General features: G+C 61.7%; 26 protein-coding genes and 1 pseudogene. 13 read left to right on the forward strand and 14 right to left on the reverse strand.

Features of this window, described 5'->3' with window-relative positions:
• Positions 1–41 precede the first annotated feature (41 nt).
• Positions 42–263 carry a 50S ribosomal protein L31 gene (gene rpmE, locus ASG03_RS08395; RefSeq protein WP_018327882.1) on the reverse strand — a complete coding sequence of 74 codons (222 nt, stop codon included), beginning with the start codon at positions 261–263 and terminating at the stop codon, positions 42–44.
• A 230-nt stretch (positions 264–493) separates the two neighbouring features.
• Between rpmE and ASG03_RS08400 the strand changes: the two genes are divergently transcribed.
• Complete coding sequence (locus ASG03_RS08400) at positions 494–2,296, forward strand: ABC transporter transmembrane domain-containing protein (protein ID WP_443216587.1); 1,803 nt, start codon at positions 494–496, stop codon at positions 2,294–2,296.
• Positions 2,297–2,494: 198 nt separating this feature from the next.
• Positions 2,495–3,478 (forward strand): Bug family tripartite tricarboxylate transporter substrate binding protein, encoded by a 984-nt coding sequence (locus ASG03_RS08405; RefSeq protein ID WP_062693249.1) that lies wholly within the window; start codon positions 2,495–2,497, stop codon positions 3,476–3,478.
• A gap of 340 nt (positions 3,479–3,818) precedes the next feature.
• On the opposite strand, the gene ASG03_RS08410 is transcribed toward ASG03_RS08405, so the two are convergent.
• The 5 genes from ASG03_RS08410 to ASG03_RS08430 form a co-directional block, all read right to left on the reverse strand.
• Entirely contained in the window at positions 3,819–4,850 is a 1,032-nt protein-coding gene (locus tag ASG03_RS08410) for a peptidoglycan -binding protein (protein WP_062475162.1), read from the reverse strand.
• 1 nt (position 4,851) lies between these two features.
• A complete protein-coding gene (locus ASG03_RS08415) occupies positions 4,852–5,928 on the reverse strand; it encodes a MotA/TolQ/ExbB proton channel family protein (RefSeq protein ID WP_062475165.1) in 1,077 nt (358 codons plus the stop codon).
• Between the two features lie 251 nt (positions 5,929–6,179).
• The gene (locus tag ASG03_RS08420; RefSeq protein ID WP_062693250.1) at positions 6,180–6,980 is read right to left on the reverse strand and encodes an inositol monophosphatase family protein; all 801 of its coding nucleotides are present in this window, start codon (positions 6,978–6,980) and stop codon (positions 6,180–6,182) included.
• 249 nt (positions 6,981–7,229) lie between these two features.
• On the reverse strand, positions 7,230–8,465 hold the full coding sequence (locus ASG03_RS08425) for a tetratricopeptide repeat protein (protein ID WP_062693251.1): 1,236 nt from the start codon (positions 8,463–8,465) through the stop codon (positions 7,230–7,232).
• Between the two features lie 8 nt (positions 8,466–8,473).
• On the reverse strand, positions 8,474–9,127 hold the full coding sequence (locus ASG03_RS08430; protein WP_062693252.1) for a thiamine phosphate synthase: 654 nt from the start codon (positions 9,125–9,127) through the stop codon (positions 8,474–8,476).
• A 250-nt stretch (positions 9,128–9,377) separates the two neighbouring features.
• Here ASG03_RS08430 and ASG03_RS08435 point away from each other — a divergent pair, with 250 nt between their 5' ends.
• On the forward strand, positions 9,378–9,638 hold the full coding sequence (locus ASG03_RS08435; RefSeq protein WP_062475184.1) for an ArsR/SmtB family transcription factor: 261 nt from the start codon (positions 9,378–9,380) through the stop codon (positions 9,636–9,638).
• A gap of 860 nt (positions 9,639–10,498) precedes the next feature.
• Here the strand turns inward: ASG03_RS08435 and ASG03_RS21010 are convergent.
• A complete protein-coding gene (locus ASG03_RS21010; protein ID WP_082475624.1) occupies positions 10,499–10,672 on the reverse strand; it encodes a YdcH family protein in 174 nt (57 codons plus the stop codon).
• Positions 10,673–10,970: 298 nt separating this feature from the next.
• On the opposite strand from ASG03_RS21010, the gene ASG03_RS08440 reads away from it, so the two are divergent.
• The 5 genes from ASG03_RS08440 (at position 10,971) to ASG03_RS08460 (ending at position 13,960) form a co-directional block, all read left to right on the forward strand.
• Positions 10,971–11,174, forward strand: coding sequence for a YdcH family protein (locus ASG03_RS08440; protein ID WP_062475794.1), 204 nt, complete (start codon positions 10,971–10,973; stop codon positions 11,172–11,174).
• Between the two features lie 172 nt (positions 11,175–11,346).
• Positions 11,347–11,811, forward strand: coding sequence for a 5-(carboxyamino)imidazole ribonucleotide mutase (purE, locus tag ASG03_RS08445; protein WP_062475797.1), 465 nt, complete (start codon positions 11,347–11,349; stop codon positions 11,809–11,811).
• The gene (locus tag ASG03_RS08450; RefSeq protein ID WP_062693253.1) at positions 11,808–12,857 is read left to right on the forward strand and encodes a 5-(carboxyamino)imidazole ribonucleotide synthase; all 1,050 of its coding nucleotides are present in this window, start codon (positions 11,808–11,810) and stop codon (positions 12,855–12,857) included. The genes purE and ASG03_RS08450 overlap by 4 nt, the downstream gene beginning before the upstream one ends.
• 205 nt (positions 12,858–13,062) lie before the next feature.
• On the forward strand, positions 13,063–13,188 hold the full coding sequence (ykgO, locus tag ASG03_RS08455; protein WP_034855034.1) for a type B 50S ribosomal protein L36: 126 nt from the start codon (positions 13,063–13,065) through the stop codon (positions 13,186–13,188).
• A gap of 130 nt (positions 13,189–13,318) precedes the next feature.
• Positions 13,319–13,960 carry a hypothetical protein gene (locus tag ASG03_RS08460; RefSeq protein ID WP_443216592.1) on the forward strand — a complete coding sequence of 214 codons (642 nt, stop codon included), beginning with the start codon at positions 13,319–13,321 and terminating at the stop codon, positions 13,958–13,960.
• Between the two features lie 77 nt (positions 13,961–14,037).
• Here ASG03_RS08460 and ASG03_RS21410 read toward each other — a convergent pair whose 3' ends face one another.
• Complete coding sequence (locus ASG03_RS21410) at positions 14,038–14,250, reverse strand: hypothetical protein (RefSeq protein ID WP_156381769.1); 213 nt, start codon at positions 14,248–14,250, stop codon at positions 14,038–14,040.
• Between ASG03_RS21410 and ASG03_RS08465 the strand changes: the two genes are divergently transcribed.
• A complete protein-coding gene (locus ASG03_RS08465) occupies positions 14,249–15,283 on the forward strand; it encodes an alpha/beta fold hydrolase (RefSeq protein ID WP_244475202.1) in 1,035 nt (344 codons plus the stop codon). The genes ASG03_RS21410 and ASG03_RS08465 overlap by 2 nt on opposite strands.
• 102 nt (positions 15,284–15,385) lie before the next feature.
• Here ASG03_RS08465 and pyk read toward each other — a convergent pair whose 3' ends face one another.
• Together pyk and ASG03_RS08475 are read right to left on the reverse strand one after the other, a co-directional pair.
• A complete protein-coding gene (gene pyk / locus ASG03_RS08470; protein ID WP_062693256.1) occupies positions 15,386–16,825 on the reverse strand; it encodes a pyruvate kinase in 1,440 nt (479 codons plus the stop codon).
• Entirely contained in the window at positions 16,825–17,268 is a 444-nt protein-coding gene (locus tag ASG03_RS08475) for a DUF1036 domain-containing protein (protein ID WP_062475196.1), read from the reverse strand. The genes pyk and ASG03_RS08475 overlap by 1 nt, the downstream gene beginning before the upstream one ends.
• Positions 17,269–17,492: 224 nt before the next feature.
• On the opposite strand from ASG03_RS08475, the gene ASG03_RS08480 reads away from it, so the two are divergent.
• From ASG03_RS08480 to ASG03_RS08490, 4 genes and pseudogenes are all read left to right on the forward strand, one after another.
• Positions 17,493–18,287 (forward strand): N-formylglutamate amidohydrolase, encoded by a 795-nt coding sequence (locus ASG03_RS08480; RefSeq protein WP_062693257.1) that lies wholly within the window; start codon positions 17,493–17,495, stop codon positions 18,285–18,287.
• 76 nt (positions 18,288–18,363) lie between these two features.
• Positions 18,364–18,738: a DUF1244 domain-containing protein gene (locus ASG03_RS08485; RefSeq protein WP_082475626.1), complete on the forward strand. Its 375-nt coding sequence runs from the start codon at positions 18,364–18,366 to the stop codon at positions 18,736–18,738.
• A 213-nt stretch (positions 18,739–18,951) separates the two neighbouring features.
• Positions 18,952–19,071, forward strand: a pseudogene (locus tag ASG03_RS21015) (GapR family DNA-binding domain-containing protein); the annotation flags it as partial.
• A gap of 225 nt (positions 19,072–19,296) precedes the next feature.
• The gene (locus tag ASG03_RS08490) at positions 19,297–19,557 is read left to right on the forward strand and encodes a DUF2312 domain-containing protein (protein WP_062595812.1); all 261 of its coding nucleotides are present in this window, start codon (positions 19,297–19,299) and stop codon (positions 19,555–19,557) included.
• A gap of 42 nt (positions 19,558–19,599) precedes the next feature.
• Here the strand turns inward: ASG03_RS08490 and ASG03_RS08495 are convergent, their stop codons facing one another.
• The 4 genes from ASG03_RS08495 to ASG03_RS08510 are packed head-to-tail and all read right to left on the reverse strand — an operon-like array spanning position 19,600 to position 25,394.
• Positions 19,600–20,097 (reverse strand): hypothetical protein, encoded by a 498-nt coding sequence (locus ASG03_RS08495; protein ID WP_156381770.1) that lies wholly within the window; start codon positions 20,095–20,097, stop codon positions 19,600–19,602.
• 17 nt (positions 20,098–20,114) lie between these two features.
• Positions 20,115–22,319 (reverse strand): tyrosine-type recombinase/integrase, encoded by a 2,205-nt coding sequence (locus ASG03_RS08500; protein WP_162241368.1) that lies wholly within the window; start codon positions 22,317–22,319, stop codon positions 20,115–20,117.
• A complete protein-coding gene (locus ASG03_RS08505) occupies positions 22,291–24,258 on the reverse strand; it encodes a hypothetical protein (protein ID WP_062693260.1) in 1,968 nt (655 codons plus the stop codon). Before ASG03_RS08505 ends, ASG03_RS08500 begins: the two co-directional genes overlap by 29 nt.
• Positions 24,259–24,263: 5 nt before the next feature.
• Positions 24,264–25,394, reverse strand: a complete 1,131-nt coding sequence (locus ASG03_RS08510) for a hypothetical protein (protein WP_156381771.1) — start codon at positions 25,392–25,394, stop codon at positions 24,264–24,266.
• Between the last annotated feature and the right edge of the window lie 131 nt (positions 25,395–25,525).

A 25,525-nucleotide genomic window follows, 5' to 3' on the forward strand; every position in this document is an offset into this window, starting at 1 on the left:
TCCATGTCGCCCGCGAAGACGTGCGGCGCGAAAACGGGATCTTAGAGGCCGAGGCCTTCGAAGCGCTTCTTGAACTTGGAAACGCGGCCGCCGCGGTCCATGAGCTGCTGGTTGCCGCCGGTCCAGGCCGGGTGCGACTTGGGGTCGATCTCAAGGTTCATGGTCTGGCCTTCGGAGCCCCAGGTCGAGCGGGTCTCGTACTCGGTGCCGTCGGTCATGACCACCTTGATCATGTGGTAAGCGGGATGGATATCAGCCTTCATAACACTCTTCCTGCAGTTCCCGGGTCCATTTGTCGCAGCCACTTGCGGCTACCGGACCGAACACGATAATGAAGCCGCAGACCGCGTTTCGGCCAACGTCTTTTCAATTGGATGCGGTGCCTATACATGAAGGCCTCGGGGATAACAAGGGCCGACGATGTGGCCGGTTCGATGATCTGACGGCAAGACAGTGATGCGTTCGTCCAGATGCTGGACGCGGGGAGGACAGTGTGGCGATCGAGACTGACAAGGCGGCGGGACGCACGCGAGACGTCCGCCCGCTGACCGCGCTGCTTCCCTATGTGAAGCGCTATCGCGGCCTGGTGACCGGCGCAGCTATCTGTCTCGTCGCCGCCGCACTCACCACGCTGACCCTGCCGCTTGCCGTGCGCCGCATGATCGACCACGGCTTCACCAAGTCCGACAGCGCCTTCATCAACACCTATTTCGCCATGCTGATGGTGCTTGCGATCGTGCTCGCTCTTGCCAGCGCCGGCCGGTACTTCTTCGTCATCACGCTCGGCGAGCGGGTTGTGGCCGACATGCGCCGCGAGGTGTTCGACCATATCACGCGGCTGTCGCCCGCCTTCTTCGACGTCAACCAGTCCGGCGAGATCGTCTCGCGGCTGACGGCGGATACGACGCAGATCAAGTCTGCCGTCGGTGCCACGGCCTCCGTCGCGCTGCGCAACATGATCCTCTGTCTCGGCGCCATCGCCATGATGGTCTATACCAGTCCCAAGCTTTCCAGCCTCGTGCTGATGGCGATCCCCGTCATCGTCTTTCCGCTCGTCGCCTTCGGCCGCAATGTCCGCCGCCGCTCGCGCGACGCGCAGGACCGGCTGGCCGGGGCGTCCGCCTATGCCAGCGAGGCGATCGGCGCGATCCGCACCGTCCAGGCCTTCAACGGCGAGGCCACGGCCATGGCGCGTTACGGCCGCACGGTGGAGGACGCCTACCTGGCCGCACGCGGCGCGATTACCGCGCGCTCGGCGCTGACGGCCTTTGCCATCACCATGATCTTCGGCAGCGTCGTTGCCGTGCTCTGGTTCGGCGCGCAGGACGTCCTGGCCGGCACCATCTCGCCCGGCACGCTCGGCCAGTTCCTGCTCTATTCCGTCTTTGCCGCCGGCAGCCTCGGCGCTCTTTCCGAAGTTTGGGGCGAGCTGTCTCAGGCGGCGGGTGCCGCAGAGCGCCTGAACGAACTCCTGCAGGAGCAGCCCGCGATCACCGAGCCCGCGCAGGCCAAGGCGCTGCCGCAGCCGGCTGCGGGACGCGTGACCTTCGACGCGATCCACTTCGCCTACCCAACGCGCCCGCTGGAAAAGAGCCTCAAAGGCCTGACCTTCGAAGTAGAGCCCGGCCAGACCGTGGCGATCGTCGGACCGTCGGGCGCCGGCAAAAGTACGCTGTTTTCGCTCCTGCTGCGGTTTTACGATCCCGACAGCGGCGCCATTCGCGTCGATGGGGTCGATATCCGCGATCTCGCACCGCACGACCTGCGCGCGCGGCTGGCGATCGTCCCCCAGGATGTCACCATCTTCGCCGCCACCATCCATGAAAACATCGCCTTCGGCACGCCGGGCGCCACCCGGGCGGCGGTGGAAGCCGCGGCCGTCGCGGCGCAGGCCGACATGTTCATCCGCGCGATGCCGGATGCCTACGACACGCCGGTCGGCGAGCGCGGCATCACCCTGTCGGGCGGCCAGCGCCAGCGGATCGCCCTCGCCCGCGCCATCCTGAAGGATGCTCCGGTGCTGCTGCTCGACGAAGCGACCTCGGCGCTGGACGCCGAAAGTGAGACGCTTGTCCAGACCGCGCTCGACGGGCTGATGCGCAGCCGCACGACGCTCGTCATCGCCCACCGGCTGGCGACGGTGCTGAAAGCCGATCGTATCCTCGTGATGGACCAGGGACGCATCGTCGAAGACGGCACCCATGCCTCGCTGGTGCGGCAGGGCGGTCTCTATGCGCGGCTTGCAAGACTGCAGTTCGACCACGGATCGCAGGCGCTGAACGTCGCCAGCCTCTAAGGTCTTGGGCAGTTTTCCACCCATATCCCCTGCGGACGGGTGGAAGATCACCCAACGCCGAGCGATGACACCGTAAAAGCCACGTCCACGATCGCGCCTGCGATTGTCTGTCGCGCGTCCCGAATGTCACTCTCCCGTTTCGGCCGGCGCTGCGGAGGTTGCGCGGGTCGCATCTCAGACAGTAACGGGAGGAACGCGATGTCTGTCTTCAAATCCTTTTTGGCCGGAACGCTGCCGGCCTTGGCGCTGGCACTGACGGTCGGCGCCCATGCCGCGCGGGCGCAGACATTTCCCGAGCGCGTCGTCACCATGGTCGTGCCCTTCGCAGCCGGCGGTTCGACGGACGTGGTGGCCCGCATCGTCGCGCAGAAGATGTCGGACGATCTCGGCCAGCAGGTCCTCGTCCAGAACGTCGCGGGCGCCGGCGGCAATCTCGGTGCGACCAATGTCGCCCGCGCCGAAGCCGACGGCTACACGATCCTGATGGGCACGGTTGCGACGCACGCACTGAACCCGCTGATCCTCAAGACGAAGCCCTACGACCCGGAAACGGATTTTGCGCCTGTTTCGCTTCTCGTGCTGGTGCCGAACGTGCTCGTCGTCAATCCGGAGCTGCCGGCCAAGACGGTGGCGGAACTGATCGCGCTTCTGAAGGCCGATCCGGACAAATACGCCTATGCCTCGTCCGGCAACGGCACGCCGCTGCATCTCTCGGGCGAGCTCTTCAAGAAGATGGCCGGCGTCAGCATGCAGCACATCCCCTACAAGGGATCCGGGCCGGCGCTGAACGACGTCATCGGCAATCAGGTGCCGATCATGTTCGACAACCTTCCCTCGTCCTCCGGCCACATCAAGGCCGGCACACTGCGGGCACTGGGCGTGACGACCGCCGAACGCGCGGCCTCCTTCCCGGACTTGCCGACGATCGCCGAAACCGTGCCGGGATACGAAACCTACACCTGGAATGCGCTGTTTGCACCCGCCGGCACGCCGGCGCCCGTGATCGACCGCCTGAACGCAGCCGCAAAGAAGGCCATGGCCGACCCCGCCGTCGTCGCCCGCATGAAGGACTTCAGTGCCACCATCGTCGCCTCGACGCCGGACGAGCTGAAGGCCCACGTGAAAGCCGAGATCGAGAAATGGACGCCGGTCGTGAAGGACGCGAATGTGACGCTGGACTGAGACATCCTCAAGCCGGGCGGGAGCCCCTCGCCCGGTCGTCACCACCGGATGCCCCCTCTTTGAGGAAATGCGCCGGAGGCACGACCCCGGTCTCATGGGAACCGGCCGAGCAGCCCTGTCCCCCTCTCCCCGCATGCCAAGAGAGCGGCAACGCCAACAAGAGAAGAGAAACGTCGCGCAGCGCCCTCTCATGCCTGTCGCCCCAAAGGGTGTAGCGGTTTCGGGAACGACACGCATCAAAAGAAGACGCTTTAACGCAGAGATTGGCGTGAACCCATGGCGTGAGCTCGGGGCGTGACCCGGGGACTGGAAGCCCGGGCCGGAACGCACGTCGCCGGCCCTATTTCTCGGTGAGCTTCAGCTCGATGCGACGGTTCTGGTCGCGGGCTTCCTTGGTGTCGCCCTCGGCGATCGGCTGGAACTCGCCGAAGCCGGCAGCCACCAGCCGCCCGGGCGGCACGCCCTTGGAGATGAGGAACTTGACGACCGAGGTGGCGCGGGCGGAAGAAAGCTCCCAGTTGTCGACATAGCGGCCCGAACCCGACAGCGGCACATTGTCCGTATGGCCGTCGACCCGCAGCACCCAGTCGATCTCGGCAGGAATTTCCTTGGCGAGGTCGAGCAGCGCCATGGCCAGTTTGGCCATTTCCTCCTGCCCCGCGGGATTGAGCTCGTTGCCGCCGGAGGGGAACAGCACTTCCGACTGGAAGACGAAGCGGTCGCCGACGATGCGGATGTTTTCGCGGTCCGACAGAATTTCGCGAAGCCGCCCGAAGAAATCGGACCGGTACCGGTTGAGCTCCTGGACGCGCTGTGCGAGCGCCACGTTGAGACGCCGGCCGAGATCCGCGATTTTGGTCTGGGAGGTCGCATCGCGGGCCTCGGAGGCCTGCAGCGCGCTCTCGATCGCCGCGATCTGGTTGCGCAAGGCGGCGATCTGCTGGTTGAGGAGATCGATCTGGCTCATGGCCCGACCGCTCGCCTGCTGTTCGGCCTCCAGCCGTCCGGTCAGATCGCCAATGCGCTGGTCGGCATCCGCGGAACTGCCGCTCCCCTGATCGAGCAGGGACTGCAGCCGCGAACGTTCGCCTTCCGATGTTGCGAGGGAGGCCTGCAGGTTGGCGAGCGAATCCTCCAGATCCTGCTTTCCGCTCTTTTCCAGGGCTAGAAGCTGGGTCAATTCGTTGATCTGGCTGTTCAGCCGCGTCAGCACCTCGTCCTTGCCGCTGATTTCGCGGCTGAGCAGGAACTGGGCGAGAACGAAGACCGAGAGCAGGAACATGATGGCCAGCAGCAGCGTCGACAAAGCATCGACGAAGCCCGGCCAGTAATCCACGGTGCGCTGGTGGCGACCCCTGCGTCCGAGCGCCATCTCAATCCTGTCCTGTCTCTTCGCTGGCCCGGCGCGGCGTCGGCAGGGTCTTCCTGTCGTTCTCAGAGAGGCGCGCGGCCAGCTTGTCGAGCGTGCGGCGCATGGAGCGCGCTTCTTCCTGCTGGGCCTCGATCCAGTCCCGCAGCATCTGCTGCTCGCCGCGCATGTTTTTCACCAGACCCTGGATGCCCTCCGCAAGGCTCGCCATGGCGGCGGTCGTGCGCTGCCCGGTGCCGCCTTCCTGCGCCATGCGGCTCAATTCCTCGGCCAGATGGCGCAGGTCTTCGGAGCGGCTGCCGGCGCCATCCGAACGCACGTTCACGTCGGAGCTGACGTCGGTGACGGACGAGAGCCAGTTTTCGAGCTCGGTATAGAAACGGCTTTGCGCCCGCCCGGCCTGCAGATCGAGAAAGCCGAGCACCAGCGAACTCGAAAGGCCGAACAGCGAGGTGGAGAAGGCGGTGCCCATGCCGGTCAAGGGTGCGGAAAGACCTGTTTTCAGGGCCGAAAGGACATCGTTCGTGCTGCCGCTGCCCGCGTCCAGCGACTGGATGACGGTGTTGATCGAGCCGATGGTGCCGAGCAGGCCCCAGAAGGTGCCGAGCAGGCCGAGGAAAACGAGAAGCCCGATGAGATAGCGCGACGTGTCGCGTGATTCGTCCAGCCGGGTCGCGATGCTGTCGAGGATCGACCGGAGCGCGGCGGTGGAAATCGCCATCGAGTGGCGCTTGCCGATCAGCGCCCGCATCGGCGCGAGCAGCACCGGATCGCGGCCGACCTTGTCGGCGCTGCCCGCGGCGCGGAAGCTGTTGAACCAGCGAACCTCCGGGCGCAGCGCAAGGACATGGGTGAAGACGAGGAGAATGCCGATCAGCAGAACGCTGAGGATGAGCCCGTTGAGCCCCGGATTGCTGAGAAAGGCCGTCTGGGCCTGCCGGAACAGGATGGCGCCGACGAAGCCGACGATGATCAGGAAGATCACCATGGTCCAGAAGAACACCATGGGGCTCGTCAGCTTGTTCGGATTGTAGTCCTCGCCCTGCTCCGCATCCCAGCCAGACAATGTCAGTTTCGCCATGCCGCTTCTCTCGATTCCCAGCCGCCCGCCCGGTCATCTATCGGCCGGGTCCGGCCATATGGCGCAGACCCTACTGCATAAAGCGGAAAACCGGAACGGTTCACCCCGCATATTCCTGCGCGTCCTCGACCCTGCGTGCGGGCCGCCCAAAAGGGCAATCAAGGCGGGACCGGAGCGTCCGCATCCGCCGCCTTGCCGCCTCTGTTGACACGGCATCGGGCGATTTCGACCTGCCCGGCAAGGGGCGATTGCTACTTGCCTGGCATCGGGCGATGCAGAACCTCGTGCAGCGCCTTGCGGATATATTCGTTGCCCGCGACGATCGAGCCGTCTTCCATCGGCTTGTTGCCGCCGTCGATATCGGCGATCCAGCCGCCGGCCTCCCGCACCATCAGCATGCCGGCCGCCGTATCCCATGGCATCAGCCCGCGCTCCCAGTAGCCGTCGAACCGGCCCGCCGCCACATAGGCGAGCGCCAAAGACGGCGCGCCGAGGCTGCGGACGCCGGCGACCTCGCCCATCACATGGCGCAGCTCGATGAGATAGTTGCCGTGATGCCCGCGACCGAGAAAGGGTGTGCCGGTGGAGATGACCGCATCCGCAAGGCTGCGACGCGCCGCCACGCGCAGGCGGCGGTCATTGAGAAACGCCCCGCCACCACGCTCGGCGGTGTAGAGCTCGTCGGTCGCCGGATTGAGGATCACGGCCGTGACAATTTCGCCCTGACGTTCGAGCGCAATGGTGATGGAGAAATGGGGAATGCCGTGCAGGAAGTTGGCGGCGCCGTCGAGCGTATCGACGATCCAGCGATGCGCGCCGTCGGTCCCCTCGACCTCGTCGCCGTCCTCGCCGAGATAGCCATAGGTCGGGCGGGCCTTCATCAGCTCTTCGCGGACGATCTTTTCGGCCTTGCGATCGGCCTGCGAGACGTAGTCGCCCGGCCCCTTCATGGAAACCTGCAGGTTCTGCACCTCGCCGAAATCGCGAGACAACGACTTGCCGGCCTTGAAGGCGGCCTGGACCATGACGTTGAGAAGGGCGGAACGGGCCATTTCGGGCTTCCTCTGAAAAAGGCGCCGGAACGAGGACCGGCAGATCGCGGGGCTGTCACAGAACGGTCGGCGACGACGGCGCTGGTAAGAGCAGACCGGGATCAAGCCGACAAAGCGGCGGATCGTCCTGACGATCCACCGGGCGGCGTCTCAAGACCATAGATCCCCGTGGATTTCAAGTCCCCGCGCAGGAACGGGCCATCGCGATGACCGATGCCGGGCGAAAGACACGCCCGAAATGCGCGCGGATCAGCCGCGCGCGGCGCGGAACCGGTTCGCAGCCTCGCGCGCCGCCTTTTGCTGGTCTTCGCCGATCCCGAGGTAGAAATCCTCGAGGTCGTCATCCTTCAGGCCGGCGCGGCGCGACAGGACGTACCATTTGGCGGCCTCCACCGGATTGGGCCGGGTGCCGATGGCATTGATATAGAGATGGGCGAGCTTGTTCTGCGCGACGACGTTGCCGGCATTGGCCGCGCGCAACATCCAGCCAAACCCCTTTTCGAGATCCCGACCGCCGCCGATGCCGTCCACCAGCCAGATGCCGGCATCGAGCTGGGCCGTATCGACCCCGGCCGCAGCCGCGCGCAGCAGCCATTCGCGTGCCCGCTCCCGCTTGTCGTCGGGAATGCCGTCGACGTTCAGATAGATCTGGGACAGCGCATATTGCGCGTCCGCGATCCCCTGCTGGGCGGATTTCTCATAGAACGGCAAGGCGGCCTTCAATCCGGCCTGCCCCGGCTGATCGGCCACGAGCAGCTGGGCGTGGTTGAACTGGGCGGACGGGTTGCCCCGCTCGGCCGCCTTCTTCATCAGCTCCTCGGAGCGCGCCTTGTCGCGCGGCACGTCCCGCCCCTCCATCAGAAGGATGGCGTATTTGAACATGGCCGTGGGATCGCCGGAGGCGGCGGCCTGCCCGTACCAAAAGGCGGCATCCTTGGGTTTGCGGGGAACGCCGAGCCCCTGCGAAAAGATTTCCGCCACCAGCGTCTGCGCCGCAGCGTCGCCCAGCTGCGCCCGCGGCAAGGCGAGCTCCATGGCCGTGAGATAATAGCCGCGCTGGAACGCGCCATAGGCATCGTCGGCCTTGCCCTCGAACGGCTTTTCGGCCGGCAGGGCGGGAAGCGCCGCGCCCATGCGTTCCAGCACGTTGACCCCGCCCGACGGCGCGATCTTTCCGTCGGCAGGCTTGACGTCCCCGCCCGGCGGCCGCAGCGCCGGTATCTCGTTGTCCGGAAGAACCGCACCGTTGAACGGCGTGATGCGGCCACGCTTGGCGGTCCTGCCCGGTTCGTTCGCTGTGCCCATCGGGTTTGCCGAATCCGGGTCCACCCCACCGGGCTCCGTCGGGGCTTCCGCCGGCGCAATGGTGACCCTATCGGGATCGACGCCGGGAAGAGCGTCCTGCGCACGCGCGGGCAGACCGGCGAGACCTGCCGAGAGCAGGGCGACGGACAAGAGGCAGAGACGGGGCGAACGATCGAGCATGACGGGTCTTAAGCGCCAAACCGTGGCGCTTTTTCGTCCAGCAGCGCATTCACCTCGGCAATGACGGCGGCGGCGCGCTCGGGCACCTCGAAAACGGCGCGATGCAGGGCCACGAATTCGGCACCGCTTTCCGCCACCACCAGCGCGGAGGCCGGATCGGCGCCGCCCATGACGATGCAGGGGATCTCGATCATCGAAGACCACCATTCCCCGAGCGCAATGTTCTTGCTGTGCGCCTCGGGCTTGATGTCGCCGTTCAGCTTGCCGAAGAAGATATAGTCCGGCTTCGCCTCGCCGATCTCCAGCGCATGATGCCGGTCGGCTGCATTGCCGCCGCCCACGATGAGCTTCGGCGAAAACTTTTCCATCGCCTCGCGCATGGCCTCGGCGTTGCCCTCGACATGCAACCCGTCGGCACGGGCACGGCCGGCCACCCGGGTATCGCCCGAAACGAGCGCCGCGGCGCCGGCCTCCTGGATGATCGGCACCAGGACTTCGGCATGCTTCTGGAAGGTCTGATCGTCCAGATCATATTGCGGCAGGATGACGGAGGCGACGTCGCCGCCCTTCAGGGCGTCGCCGACGATGCGGGCGCGCTCCGCGGGATCTGCGATCTCCGGGACGATGAGGACGAGGCGGCAGCGGTTGTCGGTCAGGCTCATGAAGGGTGCTCCGGCAGGTCGCAAGGGACGTGCATCTGTGCGGGGTCTGCGTGTTGTCTGTGCGTTGAGCGATACCCGCTCGCGCCCTGGGGATCAACCGTGCCGGATGCGATGGGGCCGAAGACTCTACCTTTAAGAGAGGGCCCGCCATCACGCTCGCGTCACGCGAATATTAGAAATGTACGAAAAATACGTTACGGCAATGCACAAATCACTTGAAGGCAATGTGCATTTCTAATAACCTTCTAATATGTCAAACCTGTCGCCCTTCAGTGCCATCGCAGATCCGAATCGTCGCTACCTGTTGGAGGAGCTTCGGCGTGCGCCGAAGACCGTCAACGAACTTGCCGAGGGCTTACCAATTAGTCGCCCGGCGGTTTCGCAGCACCTTAAGGCTCTGCTTGATTCCAACCTCGTTTCGGTCTCGCCCAACGGGACGAAACGCATCTACCAGATCAACAAGCCGGGATTCGACGCCGTCAATCTCTGGCTGGACCAGTTCTGGGCCTAGATGCCGCTGTCGAACGCGGTTATCAGCGCATAAGCCGGCCAGGGGGTTCGGCTTGCGCCTGGAGATAACCGAGCAGAAGGCAAAAGCCCTCACGCCGGTCCCGTTCAGCGCGCACGGCAGTCGGCCGGGCCCCATGTCCTGCCGGAACATCATGTCCTGCCGGAACATGACGCCTTCGTGAGCGAAGGCTGACCTTCGGCAGCGGCCGGCACAGGCGCGGTGGCCATGCCACGCGACCAATCGACGATGCTGCGCGCAGTCTCCTCCGGCGAGCGGGCAACAATGGCGACCGGCGGTCGATGCTGGCGCCGCAGTGCCCTGTCGCGATGCGCGGACCAGCAAGCCGAGAGCGCGTGATTCGACCGCGCGTGATTCGGGACCGACGCCAGCGCCCTTTTGAAAGCCGATGACGTGAAGACGCGCGGGTCTTGCGGCCGGCGCTAAGCGCGTCGCGTGAAACAGGATTCACCCAGCGCGCTTTAAGGTTTTGTTTTGGTACATGCCGTTTCCCGAAACCGCCGCACACTTCTAGGCGACATGCATGAACCGTACGCTTTGAGGGATGGATCGCGGCGGCCACGGGCGGCCACGTCAGGGGCACGGCAGTCGACGTTGCCCCAGACGGATTGACGCGCCGCGCGGAAAGAAAAGCCGCAGACCGACCCGGTGCGGCCAAACGTATCCTGAAAAAACCGACGCCCCGCAGAGGGCGTCGGCCGGTCTGCGGGGCGTCTGGCTTTTAAAGCAGGGAACCTGTGCCGTCAGTCTCGGCGCGGCTCCGTTGTGATGCAGATGTCCCTTTGGACATGTCCCTGGAAGGTCTCCCGGACAGATGTCCCTGGAGGGGATGCTTTACCTCATCAATGAGTTGTCGAACGGATCTTGGCGATTTCGTCCTTCAAACGCAACTTCCGACGCTTGAGCGTGGCAATATACTCGTCCTCGACCGACGGTCTTGTCAGAGCAGAATGCAGTTCTTCTTCGAGAACACCGTGTTTTTTCTCAAGCGTTGCAAGATGAGCCTCAATGTTCATGTGGCAGTCCCTTCCTTGTGCTTGCATCCGGTCGCCAGGCGCCGGATGTTCAGGTTCTAACCCGGGAAGTGTGCCATGCGTTGCCCGATTTGTCGAAGGCGAATTCGCAGAAACGGATAACTTCCCGTGAACGATCGATCTATGCTAGAGGATCGCGCCTTGGATGAATCGCGCACCGGGCCGGAAGGTTCCGGCCTTGTCGCGAGGGTCCGAACCGGCGCGCTCCGACCGTGCGGCCACGCACCACTTTTCTTACCCGACGACAGTTCTGCCGCCGGATGCCGACAGGGAAATCTTCATGCCCGATCAGGACCAGGCCGAACTCAGACTGAGCGTTGCGCGTCTGCGGCAGGAGCACGAGGATTATGATGTCGCCATCAACGCCATGATCCAGACCGGCTGCGATGCGCTGCGCATTCAGCGCATGAAGAAGAAAAAGCTGGCCATCAAGGACAAGATCACGAAAATCGAGGATGTGATCATCCCCGACATCATCGCCTGACGCGGCCTGATGCCGGGGCAGGCCACGACCGACGGAACCCATTCTCGAGCGCAGACGTCGAAAGAGGCCGGTGCAAACCTCTTCTTCGAACCTTAACCCCGAACCTCTTCCCGATCCTCATCAAGGAGTGCGAGACGTGACGAACCCCGGCCCGCCCCCCGTCGCCATCATCATGGGCAGCCAGTCCGACTGGGAGACCATGAAGAATGCGGCCGACATGCTTGAGTCGCTCGATATTCCCTATGAAGCCCGCATCATCTCGGCCCATCGCACGCCGGACCGGCTGGTGACCTTCGCCACCACCGCGCGCGAGGAAGGCTTCAAGGTCATCATCGCCGGCGCCGGCGGTGCCGCGCATCTTCCCGGCATGACCGCCGCCATGACGGCCCTGCCCGTCTTCGGCGTGCCGGTGCAGTCGAAAACCATGTCCGGGCAGGACAGCCTGCTCTCGATCGTGCAGATGCCGGCCGGCATTCCCGTGGGCACGCTGGCCATCGGCCGGGCCGGCGCCATCAACGCCGCGCTGCTTGCGGCCGCCGTGCTCGCTTTGTCCGATCCGGATCTCGCCGACAGGCTGGACATCTGGCGCGCGGAGCAGAGCGCCGCCGTCGCCGAATTTCCGGTCGATCCCGCATGATCACGCTTGGCATCATCGGAGGCGGGCAGCTCGGCCGGATGCTCGCCATGGCGGCCGCGCGTCTCAATGTGCGCACCGTCATTCTCGAGCCGCAGGTCGATTGTCCGGCGGCGCAGGTCGCCAACCGACAGATCGCAGCGCCTTACGACGATGAAGCGGCCCTCGACGCCCTGGCGGACGCGTGCGACGTCGTCACCTACGAATTCGAGAACGTGCCCGTGGGAAGCGCGGCGCGTCTTGCGCGCAGCCTCCCGGTCTATCCCCCGCCGAAAGCCCTTGAGGTGTCGCAGGATCGGGTCACCGAAAAGCGTTTTCTCAACGCCTGCGGCCTGGAGACGGCCCGCTTCCACGCCATCGACAGCGCCGCCGACCTGACGGCGGCCCTCGCCGATTTTGGCGGCAAAGGCGTCCTGAAAACCCGCCGCCTCGGCTATGACGGCAAGGGGCAGCATGTGTTTCGCGATGGCAGCGACGACATCGCGGCGGTCTATGACAGCCTCGGTGGCGTGCCGCTCATTCTCGAAAGCTTCATCGCCTTCGACCGCGAGATCTCCATCCTCGCCGCCCGTGGAACCGACGGCGCGTTTGCCGCCTTCGATCCGGCCGAAAACGTCCACCGCAACGGCATTCTTCACACCTCCACCGTTCCCGCGACGATCGACAAGGCTGCCACCGAGGCCGCCATCGCCGCGGCCCGGGCGATTCTGGAGACGCTCGACTATGTCGGCGTGATCGGGGTCGAGTTCTTCGTGCGGCCCGATGGCGGGCTGGTGGTCAACGAGATCGCCCCGCGTGTCCACAATTCCGGCCACTGGACAGAGGCCGCCTGCGTCGTCTCGCAGTTCGAGCAGCATATCCGCGCCGTTTGCGGCCTGCCGCTCGGCGACAGCGTCCGCCATTCGGATGCGGTCATGCAAAATCTCATCGGGGATGATGTCGACGACCTGGCGCGCTGGCTGCAGACGCCGCGCACGCTGGTGCATCTCTATGGCAAGGCGGAGGCGCGGCCGGGCCGGAAGATGGGGCACATCACGACGCTTACCTGAGGGTGTTGCCGGATGCCCCGAGCCGCCTACAAAACCTGCGTTCCCGGCCAAAATCCCCGCCCTTGATGTTGACAGCGGCCCGGGCTCGGGGTATTTGCCAGCCACCGTAAAGAGCGCGCTCAGCCCTGACAGGCTCGCAGGCGCGCTTTTTGATTGTTTAGACCCTGTGCGAATGTGCATTCGCCGCAACCTGCGGATCAGAAAGATGAAGATCAAAAATTCGCTTAAGTCGCTGAAGGCCCGTCATCGCGAAAACCGTCTGGTTCGCCGCAAGGGTCGCGTCTACATCATCAACAAGCTGAACCCGCGCTTCAAGGCCCGCCAGGGCTGAGGCCTTCGGCCACACGGGACGGCAATGGCTTCGCTTCGACCTTTGGTCGGAGTATGTCATAAAATTGATTTGATCTGAGGCCATGGCGGGATACCTTCCCACCATGGCCTTTTTCATGTCTTCTCCGCTGATTCCCGCGACATCCCGACATCTCTCGCTTGTGGTGGCCCTTCTCGCCATGTCGTCGATCGCGCCCGTGCAGGCGGCGGAGACGGCGCAGGCCGGCGAAGCTCTGCCGCCTGTCACCGCGCCGGCGCAGCCGCCGGCAGAGCCCGAAAAACTGCCGACGCGCGCGGAGAAGCTCGACACGCTCTTTGCCGCGCTGAAGCGCGAGCGCGACGTCGAGAAGGCGCGCGGCATTGCCGACCAGATCCGGGCCGAATGGCAGGATTCCGGCAGCGCCACCGTCAATCTCCTGATGCAGTGGGCGGCCAAGGCGGTGGCCGACAACAAGCAGCCGAGCGCCCTCGATCTCTACGACCAGGTCATCGCGCTGGCACCGGATTACGTCGAAGGCTGGAACCAGCGGGCAACGCTGCACTACCAGATGAGCAACTACCGCAAGTCAATGTCGGACATCAACCGCGTGCTGGCGCTGGAGCCACGGCATTTTGGTGCACTGGCCGGCATGGCCGCGATCCTCGAAGCGTCGGGCAAGGACGAGCTGGCGCTGCGCGCCTGGGAGCAGTTCCTTGCCGTCTATCCGGCCGAACGCAAGGCGCAGGAGCAGCTGGGCGAGCTGGAAGAGAAGCTGGCCGGCAACCGCACCTGACAGCGCAGCCCATCCGCCCTCTTTCCCCTCATGCATGTCGCCCGAACGTGTGCAGCGGTTTCGGGAAACGACATGCATCACAACAAGACCGTAAAGCGCGTTGCGTGATCCTTTTTCACGCGCCGCGCATTGAAGCCTCGCAGCGCGTGCAGGAAAAGCTTCGGCTGCGCCGGTGAACCGCCCCGCTTGCGCTTTCGTAAAGGCCCGACATGCAGACGCCGCCCGAAACCCGGCACCCGCTCTTGCCGCCGGCTGCGGCAGCGCAGACGGTGCAACGACGATAGATCCATGCCTCGCATCCCACGCCTCAGGACCATCATGCTTTCGACGCTTGCCACCTTCCTCATCCTGATTGCCGTGGGGGTCGGCGCCGGAACCTACCAGGCCTCGGCCTTCGAGCGCGACAACGGCAATCGCGGCGAGCTGATCGATGTCGGCGGCTTCCGGATGAACAGCGTGCACGTGCCCCGGCCGCCCGGCGCCGACCTGCCGCCCATCGTCTTCATCCACGGCGCCAGCGCGAACCTCAACGATCCCATGGCGGCCTTCCGCCAGACGCTCGAGGGTCGGGCGGAAATGCTGTTTCTCGATCGTCCGGGCTTTGGCTATTCGGAGCGGGGCGGGCCGCGCAATGCCTATCCCGATGGTCAGGCCGATGCTGTGGCGGCCCTCATGAAGAAGCGCGGCATCGGCAAGGCGATCATCGTCGCCCACTCGTTCGGCGGGGCGATTGCCGCAACCTTTGCGCTTCATCATCCGGATATGGTGGCGGGTCTCGTCTTCCTCTCGCCCGCGACGCACCCCTGGCCGGGCGGCATCGACTGGTACTACGACGTGGCCAAGAAACCCCTGCTCGGCGATCTCTTCGCGACCATCGTTGCGCCCACCGTCGGCCGGCTGCTCGTGGACAAGGCGACGCGCGGCGTCTTTGCGCCCAACCACCGCCCGGACAACTATGTTGCCGAGAGCAGGACCTACCTGGCGCTGCGTCCGGCCACCTTCCGCAACAATGCCATCGATATCGCCAACCTGCTCGCCTATGTCACCCGGGTTGCGCCGCGCTATCGGGAGATCAAGGCGCCGACCGTGATCATCACCGGCGACCGGGACAAGGTGGTCCTGCCGGACATCCACTCCCGTCAGCTGCATGAAGCCATCGCGGGGTCGCGGCTCGTCACCATCCACAATCTCGGCCACAAGCCGGACTACATCGTCACCGACGTCGCCATCGCCGCCATCGAAACCGTTGCCGGAAAGAAAGCGGACCTCGACGGCCTTGCCCGCGCCGCCGAGGAACGCATCGCCGGCGACAACGAGAACTGACCATCTACGTCTTGTCGTCTCGACTGAAGCCGACGACCATCATGCAAAACGCCGCACCCCAAAGGGCGCGGCGTTTTGCATGTCAGGCTCTTGCGCGTGGGATCAGACGCCGCCGGCGCCGTCTTCGCTGATATAGGCGATGCGCAGCATGTTGGTCGCGCCCGGCGTGCCGAGCGGAACACCGGCCGAAATGATGATGCGGTCGCCCGGTGCGGCAAGGCCTTCGGAGGCGACGATGCGGCAGGCGCGGTTCACCATGTCGTCAAGATCCGTCGCGTCGCTAGTGACGACGCAGTGCATGCCCCAGACGACCGAGAGCCGGCGCGCGGTCTGGATGACAGGCGAAAGCGCCAGGATCGGCACCTGCGGACGCTCGCGCGCCGTGCGCAGGCCGGTATTGCCCGACGACGTGTAGCAGACGATGGCCGAAAGCTTCAGCGTTTCGGCGATCTGGTGCGCGGCGAGCGAAATCGCATCCGCACCCGTTGCTTCCGGCGGCGTGCGCTGTGCGTAGATGATGCCGGAATAATGCGGGTCGGTCTCGACCTTCCCTGCGATCGACGACATGGTGGCGACAGCCTCGACCGGGTAATCGCCAGAGGCGGACTCGGCCGACAGCATGACCGCATCCGCGCCTTCGAAGACGGCGGTGGCGACGTCGGACACCTCGGCGCGGGTCGGAACGGGCGCCGAAATCATCGATTCCAGCATCTGCGTGGCGACGACGACGGGCTTGCCGGCACGGCGGCAGGCGCGAATGAGCTGCTTCTGAAGGCCGGGAACCGCTTCGAGCGGCATCTCGACACCGAGATCGCCACGGGCGACCATCAGCGCATCCGACAGCTCGATGATCTCGTCGATCCGCTCGATCGCCTGCGGCTTCTCGATCTTCGACATCAGTCCGACGCGACCGCCCGAGATCTTGCGGACCTCGATCAGGTCCTCGGGACGCTGGACGAAGGACAGCGCAACCCAGTCCACCTCGTTCGTGGCCAGGACGGCATCGAGGTCGGCCCGATCCTTGTCGGTGAGGACGCCGACGCCGAGCAGCGTGTCGGGCAGGCTCACGCCCTTGCGGTCGGAAATCTTGGTGCCGGACACCACGGTGCAGACGATGCTCTTGCCATTGGCGCTTTCGGCCCGCAAATGCAGCTTGCCGTCATCGATCAGCAACCGATCGCCGGCCTTGACCGATTCGAGAATTTCGGGATGCGGCAGGAAGACGCGGGTCTTGTCGCCGAGCGCCTCGTTGTCGTCGAGCGTGAAGGTCTGACCGGGCACGAGGTCGACCTTGCCGTCGGTGAACTTGCCGACGCGCAGCTTCGGCCCCTGAAGGTCGGCGAGGATGCCGATCGGGCGGCCGCAGCGCTCCTCGACGGTGCGGATGCGCTGGATCAGCGTGCGCATCATGTCGTGGCTGGCATGGCTCATGTTGATGCGGAAAAGATCCGCACCTGCCTCGTGCAGCTTCTGGATCATCGCCTCTTCGTTCGACGCCGGTCCCAGCGTCGCGAGGATCTTGGCTTTTCTATTCCGTCTCATCAATTCTGGCCTTCTTGAGTCCCGGGCGTATCGGAGAGCTGAACCATCCAGCTGCCTTGGCGTCCCGTGTCATATTCCTTGAAGCCCATGCGCTGGAAACCGCGCGCGAAACAGTCCTGCACGCCGACGATCTTGAACTCGTTCTCGGCGACACACATGTTGACATTGCCTGTCCAGCGTCCTCCACGTGCCGCATCCTCGGCATAGAGATAATAATAGCGGGACTGCAATTCGCCTTCGATGAGCGTCGCGCAGGTGGTGGCAGGTACCTGCCACCAGCCTTCGGTGATCCAGCCTTCCTTGGCGCGGTAGCCGATCGCGACCCCGACCAGGTTCTGCGTGCCGTTGCAGACGCGAAATTCGGCGCGGGCCTCCGTTGCCAGGAGGGGCGAGGCGAGCGCGAGCGCGAAGACAGTCAATCCACCGAGAGACAAGCGACGCATGTTCGACGAGGAGAGAAGATGTCGAGACACGGTTTCCAATGGTGCTCCATTGCATTTTGTCGAGGCACTTTCTTGCGACGGTGCGGGGCGAAAGTCAACGGACGTGTCGACGCTCATTTCCGGCTTTTTCCCGGCGGATGCGACCGCGGCCCGATGCCTGTGCCTTGCGATCGCCTTTTCGTCGTGTCATCCAAATTGTAAAGGCATGCAAAGAGGTTGAAGCCATGGCCGACGAGGCGCCGTTCGAGATCATCAGAGGCGATGGACGCAAGGGTCTCGTGCTCCTCGGCGATCACGCGACCAACAGGCTGCCGCTGCGCTACGGCACGCTCGGCCTGCCCGAAAGCGCGTTCGCGCGGCACATTGCCTATGATATCGGCGTGGAACCGCTGATGCGTGGACTGGCCGCGCGGCTCGACGTTCCCGCCGTGATGAGCCGTTTTTCCCGCCTCCTGATCGACCCCAACCGCGGCGAGGACGATCCGACGCTCATCATGAAAATTTCCGACGGCGCCATCATTTCCGGCAATCACCCCATGTCTCCGGAAGAAGCCCGAGCGCGCCTCGAACAGTTCCATCGCCCCTATCACCAAGCCGTTGCGGACACGATCGCCGAGGTCGCGGACGCGGGCGGGCGCACACCGCTCATCCTGTCGCTGCACTCGTTCACGCCGGCCTGGAAGGGCGTGCCCCGACCCTGGCACGTCACCGTGCTCTGGGATACGGACGACCGCGCCGTGCTGCCGCTTCTCGCGGCGCTCCGCGATGAGGGCGATGTGGTCGTCGGCGACAACGAGCCTTATGACGGGGCGCTTCGCGGCGACACGCTCTATCGGCACTGCATGGAAACCGGCATGCCGCATGCGCTGATCGAAGTGCGCCAAGACCAGATCGGGACGCCGGAAGGCGTTGCCGCCTGGGTCGACCGGCTGGCACCGATCTTTGCGCAGTTGAACGCGCGCGACGACCTGCACCACACCAAGCGATACCCGTCCCGCACGGGCCCCTACGCCACGTGACGCCGCGACATCCCGCGTTTCCGTCACACCCCTTCCTGCGGAGCGACCGCTCCTGCGCCGACCGAAAGGACATGCCATGCCGGACGATATCCACACCCCCGCCCCCGCCCCCGCCCGTGCCTCCGACCCTGCACCGACAACCGCTGGACCCGATCTCACGCCGGAACAGCGGACGGCCTTCGAGGCCGCCGCCTTTCGTCGCCTGCTGGCGCATCTCGACGCGCGCAGCGACGTCCAGAACATCGACCTGATGAACCTTGCGGGGTTCTGCCGGAACTGCCTCTCGAACTGGTACCGCGACGCGGCCGAAGCGGGCGGCCAGACGCTGACCAAGGAGCAGTCCCGCGAGATCGTCTACGGCATGCCCTATGAGGACTGGCGCCGGAAACACCAGCGGGACGCGAGCCCGGAGCAGCAATCGGCGTTCGAGAGCTCGCGCCCGAAGGCGTGACGGTCCCGCACCGGGCGGCATGCGGGTCATCGGAGCACCGACCCGTGCGCAAAACAGCTTGACCTCGACGCCGCTTCGCGGCAGGTGACGGCCCAGCCGGGCATGAGGCCCCAAGGCCCGAACGCCTCCGAAATTCCCGCATCCCGTCGCGGCTCTTCGCCGGACGGCAGGTGCATGGTCAACCAAACAGCCGGAACGAAAAGGACAACAGGAATGGACGAAAGATCAATCCCGGAAACGGGCGTGGAAAACGTCGCCGCTGCCGAGCTTCGCCAGTTCATCGAGCGAATCGAGCGCCTGGAAGAGGAAAAGGCTGCGATTGCCTCTGATTTGCACACATTCTGACGTTGCCTACCCGACTGATTTAGCCATGAAATTAATCGCTTAACGCCATCTGACGATGCGGTAGCCTATCGATAGCAAATGAGCTGCGCTTATTTTAGATAACAATCAATAAGACACGGCGTGGCTCTGGCTGTTGTGCAGTCAATCAACCTCAACATCGCGTAGTATGCCACCCTATGCTGCGTGCTGACCCAAGAATGAAAGGCCGAATGAATGACAGACGAAATTCAAACAGATTCCACTAACGTCGCGGCAGCAGAGCTTCGCCAGTTCATAGAGCGCATCGAGCGCCTAGAGGAAGAGAAACAGGCAATACAGGATGACATAAAAGACGTTTTTGGAGAATCAAAGGGCCGCGGCTACGATGTGAAGGCTATTAAGACGATCATCCGGCTTAGGAAAAAAGATGCGAATGAGCGCATTGAAGAAGAGACCATCCTACAAACTTACATGGCTGCCCTTGGAATGGAGTAATATCGCCGTTTATGAACAGCAGAGGCCCCAAATGGGGCCTTTTTAGTTATTTGGAAGCTTTAATGCCATGCTTAACTTGAGGACTAGGTCGAGAATTTCCTCTTGTGCATTTATCAGTAGCTGCTTTTGGATCCTATTTTCCTCTCTCAACCTTTGCAGTTCGGCTCCCTCCGAAGAGACCTGGACCTTACGAATACTCTTAGTCCTAGATTCTTGAGGTCTACTTTTGCCTTTCGCTGCCTGCCCTCTAAGCCGTTGTCCAGCCACCCGCTCAAGGACCAACAGCCTGTCTCGGACCTTCTCGAAAAGATCGCTATTCGTTACTCGAAACGTCCCGGTACCAACGCGGATACGCTTGGCGAAGCCTTCGTGTGAAAACTGCAAACCGCGAGTGAGCGCCGCATCAATCTCGGCTTTCGTATTTAGCTGGTAAAGTTCATCCAGTGCGAGTTGGATACGGCGCCGAGGATCATCGATATCTTCGAACGCCGCCAGGTTTTCGTTGTCGCTAGAGCCGTGTCCCTCAACCTTACGCTTCAACCTAAATTTCTGCATACCTAAAATACCTTACTCAAAGCACGGCCGGCCATTTCAACGAAACGGTTTGCCACAGCGCGCAGAGCGCGAGATGCGCGAGGGTTTGCGGCGATGCGTGCGTGGCGCTCTGCACCGGCTTCGTAGAAGGGATCAAAAACGTGATCCCGTAAGAGATTTTGGCATCCATCGCAGTTGATGCAGGATCTCTCCGCATCAATTCTATCTGTGCCAGCTTTGCGCAACTCGAATTCTAAGCATTTTGCATATAAGGCGGCAGAGTGATGCCACGCGCAGTAGCCCCAAGCCATTGGAAACAATTCCACTCCTTGGTCCTCCACAAAGTCTGCCAGCTCCCTTGACATCTCCTCCAACGGTAGCGCGCGCACCCGAAGCTTGTCGAGAAAAGGAAGGATGCTTCCAGGCAGATTAGAAAGCTCGCCCGCACCGTCCAGTAGTTTACGGTACAGAACCTTTGCCGACAGTTTTGCCTGAGCTTGCGACAGTCGCGGCACATCGTCTCTTCGGAGGCCATAACGGACAGTGGTCGTAATCCATGCATGGTTCAGGAACCGGCGCAACGACTCGTACTTACCAGCATATTCGTAGTAATTAACCCACATCGTGGCGAAGAATCTTCGCATCTCGTTGGGCACCACGGCTCGATGCCCTTCACCTTCTATGGAACTTGCCCCTGTGCGCCTGCCGAACAATTTAAGTCGCTGTCGAACGGTACTGTCTTCGAGATTCGACGCGCCGTGCCTGTGTTCCACGAAGAAAAGGTCTTTGGTATTATGCTTCTTTCGAGCCTCAGCACTTAGCTCCGTCAGCACTTGCACTGCGCGTACGACAATGTCAGGACATGGCCGCTCGACGAGTGAGCCCCCTTCCGTATTGGCAGCCTTGGAGGTGCGATACCTAATGTAAGGGCCGTCGATACGCTCGACAATGCAGTCGACCTTTATCGTCAAGCCTTCTTCTAGCCGAACTGCTATATATGCAAGGATGAGGAGGTAGCAGGACGTCCAAAGGTCGGTCACTGCCTCCTCAACGCTACTGCCAGAAACGCCACTCGACCCAAGCGCCGTTAGTGGCCACGGTGCAAACTCTCCATCTTCTCCAGAGAACGGTAGGCCGACGCACGCAGCGGTGTTCCGCTGTTTCGGGGTACGCGCGTCGAGCTTGTTAAATTGCTCGATCTCAGCAACAAGATAAGCTTGGGCTGAGGAGAATGCTGCGGCACTTGGAACATTTAGCCAACGTTCTACTGAGGATATCATGCCTGAATACCTCTCTTTATAGAGCGTTTGAACTTCGATGCCGCAAATGGACCCAAGCTTCCTTTTGTTTACGGTATTTCCAGAAAATATTTTTCTTCGATCCGATCTGAGTAAAGCATCCAGCAGTGTTCGAGCAACATATGCAATTATCTCACCTGGACGCGCTCGCTTGCTGTCCGGCACTTTTTGCTGTGCCTCCAGCCCTCGCCTCTTCAACTGCATTATGTCTTCCGAATAGAGCTGAACGTACTCCACTGCCGCAGCTACATGCGCGAAGACGACCTCCTCTGGGACATCGTCTGTCTGACCAGTGTCTTTCCCTTTTCGTGCCATAGCTCTCCGGTCGTCTGCAGAAAGAAGGCAAGCAAACCTGAAGCCGTCGTTCAACAAGAAGCGCCCATCTTCGAGGGGGCGAGCGAAAAGCGTATGAAGATCATCGAGAACGTTGAAGGTAGTCTGTAGCCGTCCCCGCGTTACGGTGTTTTGAGTAAAACCTGTCCTACCTTCGTTGAACTCGGCCAAAAGGCCTTCGTAGTGCCGGCTGTTAAATTCTTCTAAGGATGAAAGTCCCAACCTTATAGCGTAATCGCATATAGCCAGTACGGTGTATGTTTTTTGAAAAACAGTCGAGAGGGCAATCTTTCTGCCGTTCGGGTGCAGCTCGTTCCTAAGTACTGTTTGATATCTCCGGGCGAGCTCCCAATATTTCCGGTTGTCGTTGTGACGAATCGACTTGCCGTTCGCCATCACACGACGCCAGCGAAAGATCATCGGCCGCCCAGATCTCAACAAGCTGTATTTCCACTCGATATCATCCCATCCCCCCAAGAGACCTGCGGGTCGCTCCATAGGCACCAGCAGCCTTGCATTAGGGTCGCCCTCGATGCTGCCGATAACGGTGCGCGGAGCGGAAAGCCTTTCAGACAATTGGCGGCTCCAGATATTCAATTCCCATTTCCGCAGCCACTTTCCGGCCACGTTGGCGCACGTCTGGAAGCATGGCTTCGATAGCGGCATTCAGGAATACAAGAAGAGGAAGCCAACTGGTCTCATAGTCTGGATGTCCCTTCAAGGTCGGTAGCTCGGTCACGAGATGTTCCTTGAATACAATAAGTTCTGCAGCCACTTCCGGATCCTCGAGCACGATGATTTCACCGGTAAGAAAGAACCGCACGAGTTCCGACTGAACCTCCTCGCGAACATTTTCAGCTTCTTTGTTATGTTCCAGAAACCCGAGATTCGCGGCTTGACGCAGAACCCGCTTGGCGCTCTGCTCGTTGATCCGCAGGTCGCCCCTTAGTTCGGGGCGCTTCTCCAATATCTTTAAACTTATCGCGCCCTGTACGTTCCGCGCATCTTCGGCACTGAGCTGCTCGCTCACCTGCTCATTGAGATATCGCTGCGTCGTGCCTAGCAGCTTGTGCTGCGCCACTCTGTACGCTTCGAAGATGTCTCCCCCGGAAACGATATACGCTCGCAGGATTAAGGTAGGTCTGATCTTATCTAATGTGAAACGATAGCGGGTAAGTATCGGATCACCAGCCCTGAACCGGTCCCAGGCATCGAGCCAAGCCCTGGGAGAAACAGCTTTTACAGTTTTGCGCGTCCCACCGTTCCCGAGAACCAGGAAAAGCTTATCCGCATCCTGGGCCTCGGCGAATTTGATCAAAGGCTCTCGCATGCTCTGCACGCAGCGGAAAGCGGTTGCCGGATCGATGGATCGTCGGCTACTTGAAGCTAGGGAACGATCGTCTCCAGACGCCCAGATTGTTGTGATCATCCGGTGTCCTGCTCGCTTCTTGACGTAAGTAATCTTCATATTGTTGGGATTAGCCGTACTCCTCATCGCATCGACCGCAAATCCAGCCGCGTACGACACTTCGATCGGACGATCGATGAGCATGGTGACAAGAAAGGGGATCACGTTGTCTGGAGTTGAGTGAAGCAGATTCCGGATGTGACGAACCGAGTATTGATTATAGATCCAACGAACTAACGGGTTGCCAGGCTCATCGATTGGAATGATACCGTCGTAAAGATGCTGTAAGAGGGCGATCATGTCCGTGTCGTCCGTCAGCTCATACTTCCAACCTCGTCGCAATTTCAACGGCTCGCGGGAAACACAATGTCTCTCAAGGAAGCCTATGGGGTCGAAGATACCGCTTGAAACGATTTGACGAGCTTCCTGCCAATCGTACCAGAAATGTCGGATTCGGTTTTCGATCGCCTTCCTCGTCGCACCTAGAAGAAGGTCTATCCGCCGCAGAACCTGCGCGGAGTCGGTCAGATCGTTTAAGTTATCCAGTTCCGAAAGGGCATCGCGAGTGGCAACGTCGATGATATGAATGTCTTCGCCGTCTCGAAGCGCCTTTTTAACCAGTGCGATAGACAGCTTCTTCCCCCCCTCCGGTTTTTTGATGCCGTTTAAGATTCTGAAGGCAGGAAGCACGCCTGCTGTCTGCATCCGAGCAACAAAGGCATGCACATTCGAACGGTACTGGTTCTTGGTTCTATCTCCGAGGTCAGGATCTGACAGGATAGAAAGCAACCACTCACCGGTTTGCAAACCCCACTTTTGGGCCGTCCAATCGGTAGTATTTGATCCGTCAACCCTGGCTAAGTCGGAAAGATATCTCATCCATCCCCGGATGGGGACCAAAGCGGCTAAAGCAGAGCCTTTCTCTTTTGGTGCCGTCCAGATTGTGAACTCTGCCGCCAGCTTCGCCGCCAGGGGTCCCAGACCAGAGCACGTTCTAAAGTTGAAGTAGACCCGAGTTCGTTCTGAACTGTGAGCTGAAGAGTAGACGAACAACTCGCCGTAACTCGTTGGGTTGATTTTCCCGGCCACAAATTTGAGCTTGTTAAGGTCGACATACTGCGTTGCCAAGACACCTACCTCCTTCGCTGGCGAAAGTCGCCTCCTAAGACGTCAGATAGGCTCCATCGAAGCTTCGCGAGATTGTCAAAGGCAGTCGATGCCTTCATGAACTCTGGGCTCTCCACGTTCATTTCCTCCTGTGCGATGTGCAGATAATGACACATAACATCAAAGGTCACGTCCATTTCGGCCTGAACTAACAGACAAGCTTTGACAACATCCATGCCTGCAGCCAGGTATTCTTTGATTTTCGTCGTGGCAGACCTGTGTCTGTAGAAATGAGGTCGGATCTTCTTTAAATGCTCTCCATTTTTAAGAGCCGCAACCTTCGCGGCGGCCTTCACCAAATTGGTGATCGACTGCGGGAGGTAACCCACGCCGCTTTTGGAAGAGACGAAGAGCTCGGGCGGGTCCAAGCCTTCCTTAAGCAGCCGTGGACGGATTTCATCACGAAACTCTATCAATTGCCGGACAAGGCTTACAGACATATAGGCGCGCCTTCGCCGATCTCGTTGCTTTTTAGCGCGCCAGAATGTGATCTCCATCACAGGCGGCTTGCCTTCCTTCTGAAGCTTTTCCAAGAGGCACCTAAATTCCGCAGCAGAGGGTATGTCGGCTTTTCCAAAGGTCGTGAGCTCCGATCTGCGAAGCGGTCCTCCATGTAAGAGCGCTATCATCGCGTGTCGCTGTTTCCGGAGTACCCAAGACTTGGCAGAGGTCATCTCCGCTTCGACAAGCGCAAATTCGCCATCCGCCGGAAGATCCGGGACGTCTTTCTTTTCGCCGCGCTGCTTGAGCAGTTCGTGTTTAACGCCTTCTTCGGACATCAGGGAAATACGAAAATCTCTGGATCCTTCGCGGTTAGTCCCGATCATTCCGTGACATAACCCTTGCGATTCCGCGAAAACGAGCATCCTTAGAAAGACCGAAAGTACATTCTTCCAACTGCGAACCTTTGCTCCTCTTACAGTGAGCGCATGAGCTTGAAGCAACAGCAGGGTATCTTCGCTGACCTCAAACAAAGCAATGGACGAAACTTCAAGAACTCTGAGCACAGACACAATCTGGCCTCCGTATTGAAGCACCGTCTTCGGAGACCTTCCGTATGTAAGAAGGTGCAAGAGGAACATTGTGGCTGCCAGCACGATCCTTCCCTGCCTGTCATAAACGATGAGCCGCTCTCCACGGCGGACCAGCTTAGTACGAGGGAAAACTATCGTGGCCGGCCGCATTCTCATGCGCCACCAATATCGTCTTGATCGGTATCTGAGAGTCG

This window comes from Rhizobium sp. Leaf341 (genome assembly GCF_001424325.1).
Classification (GTDB): domain Bacteria; phylum Pseudomonadota; class Alphaproteobacteria; order Rhizobiales; family Rhizobiaceae; genus Ferranicluibacter.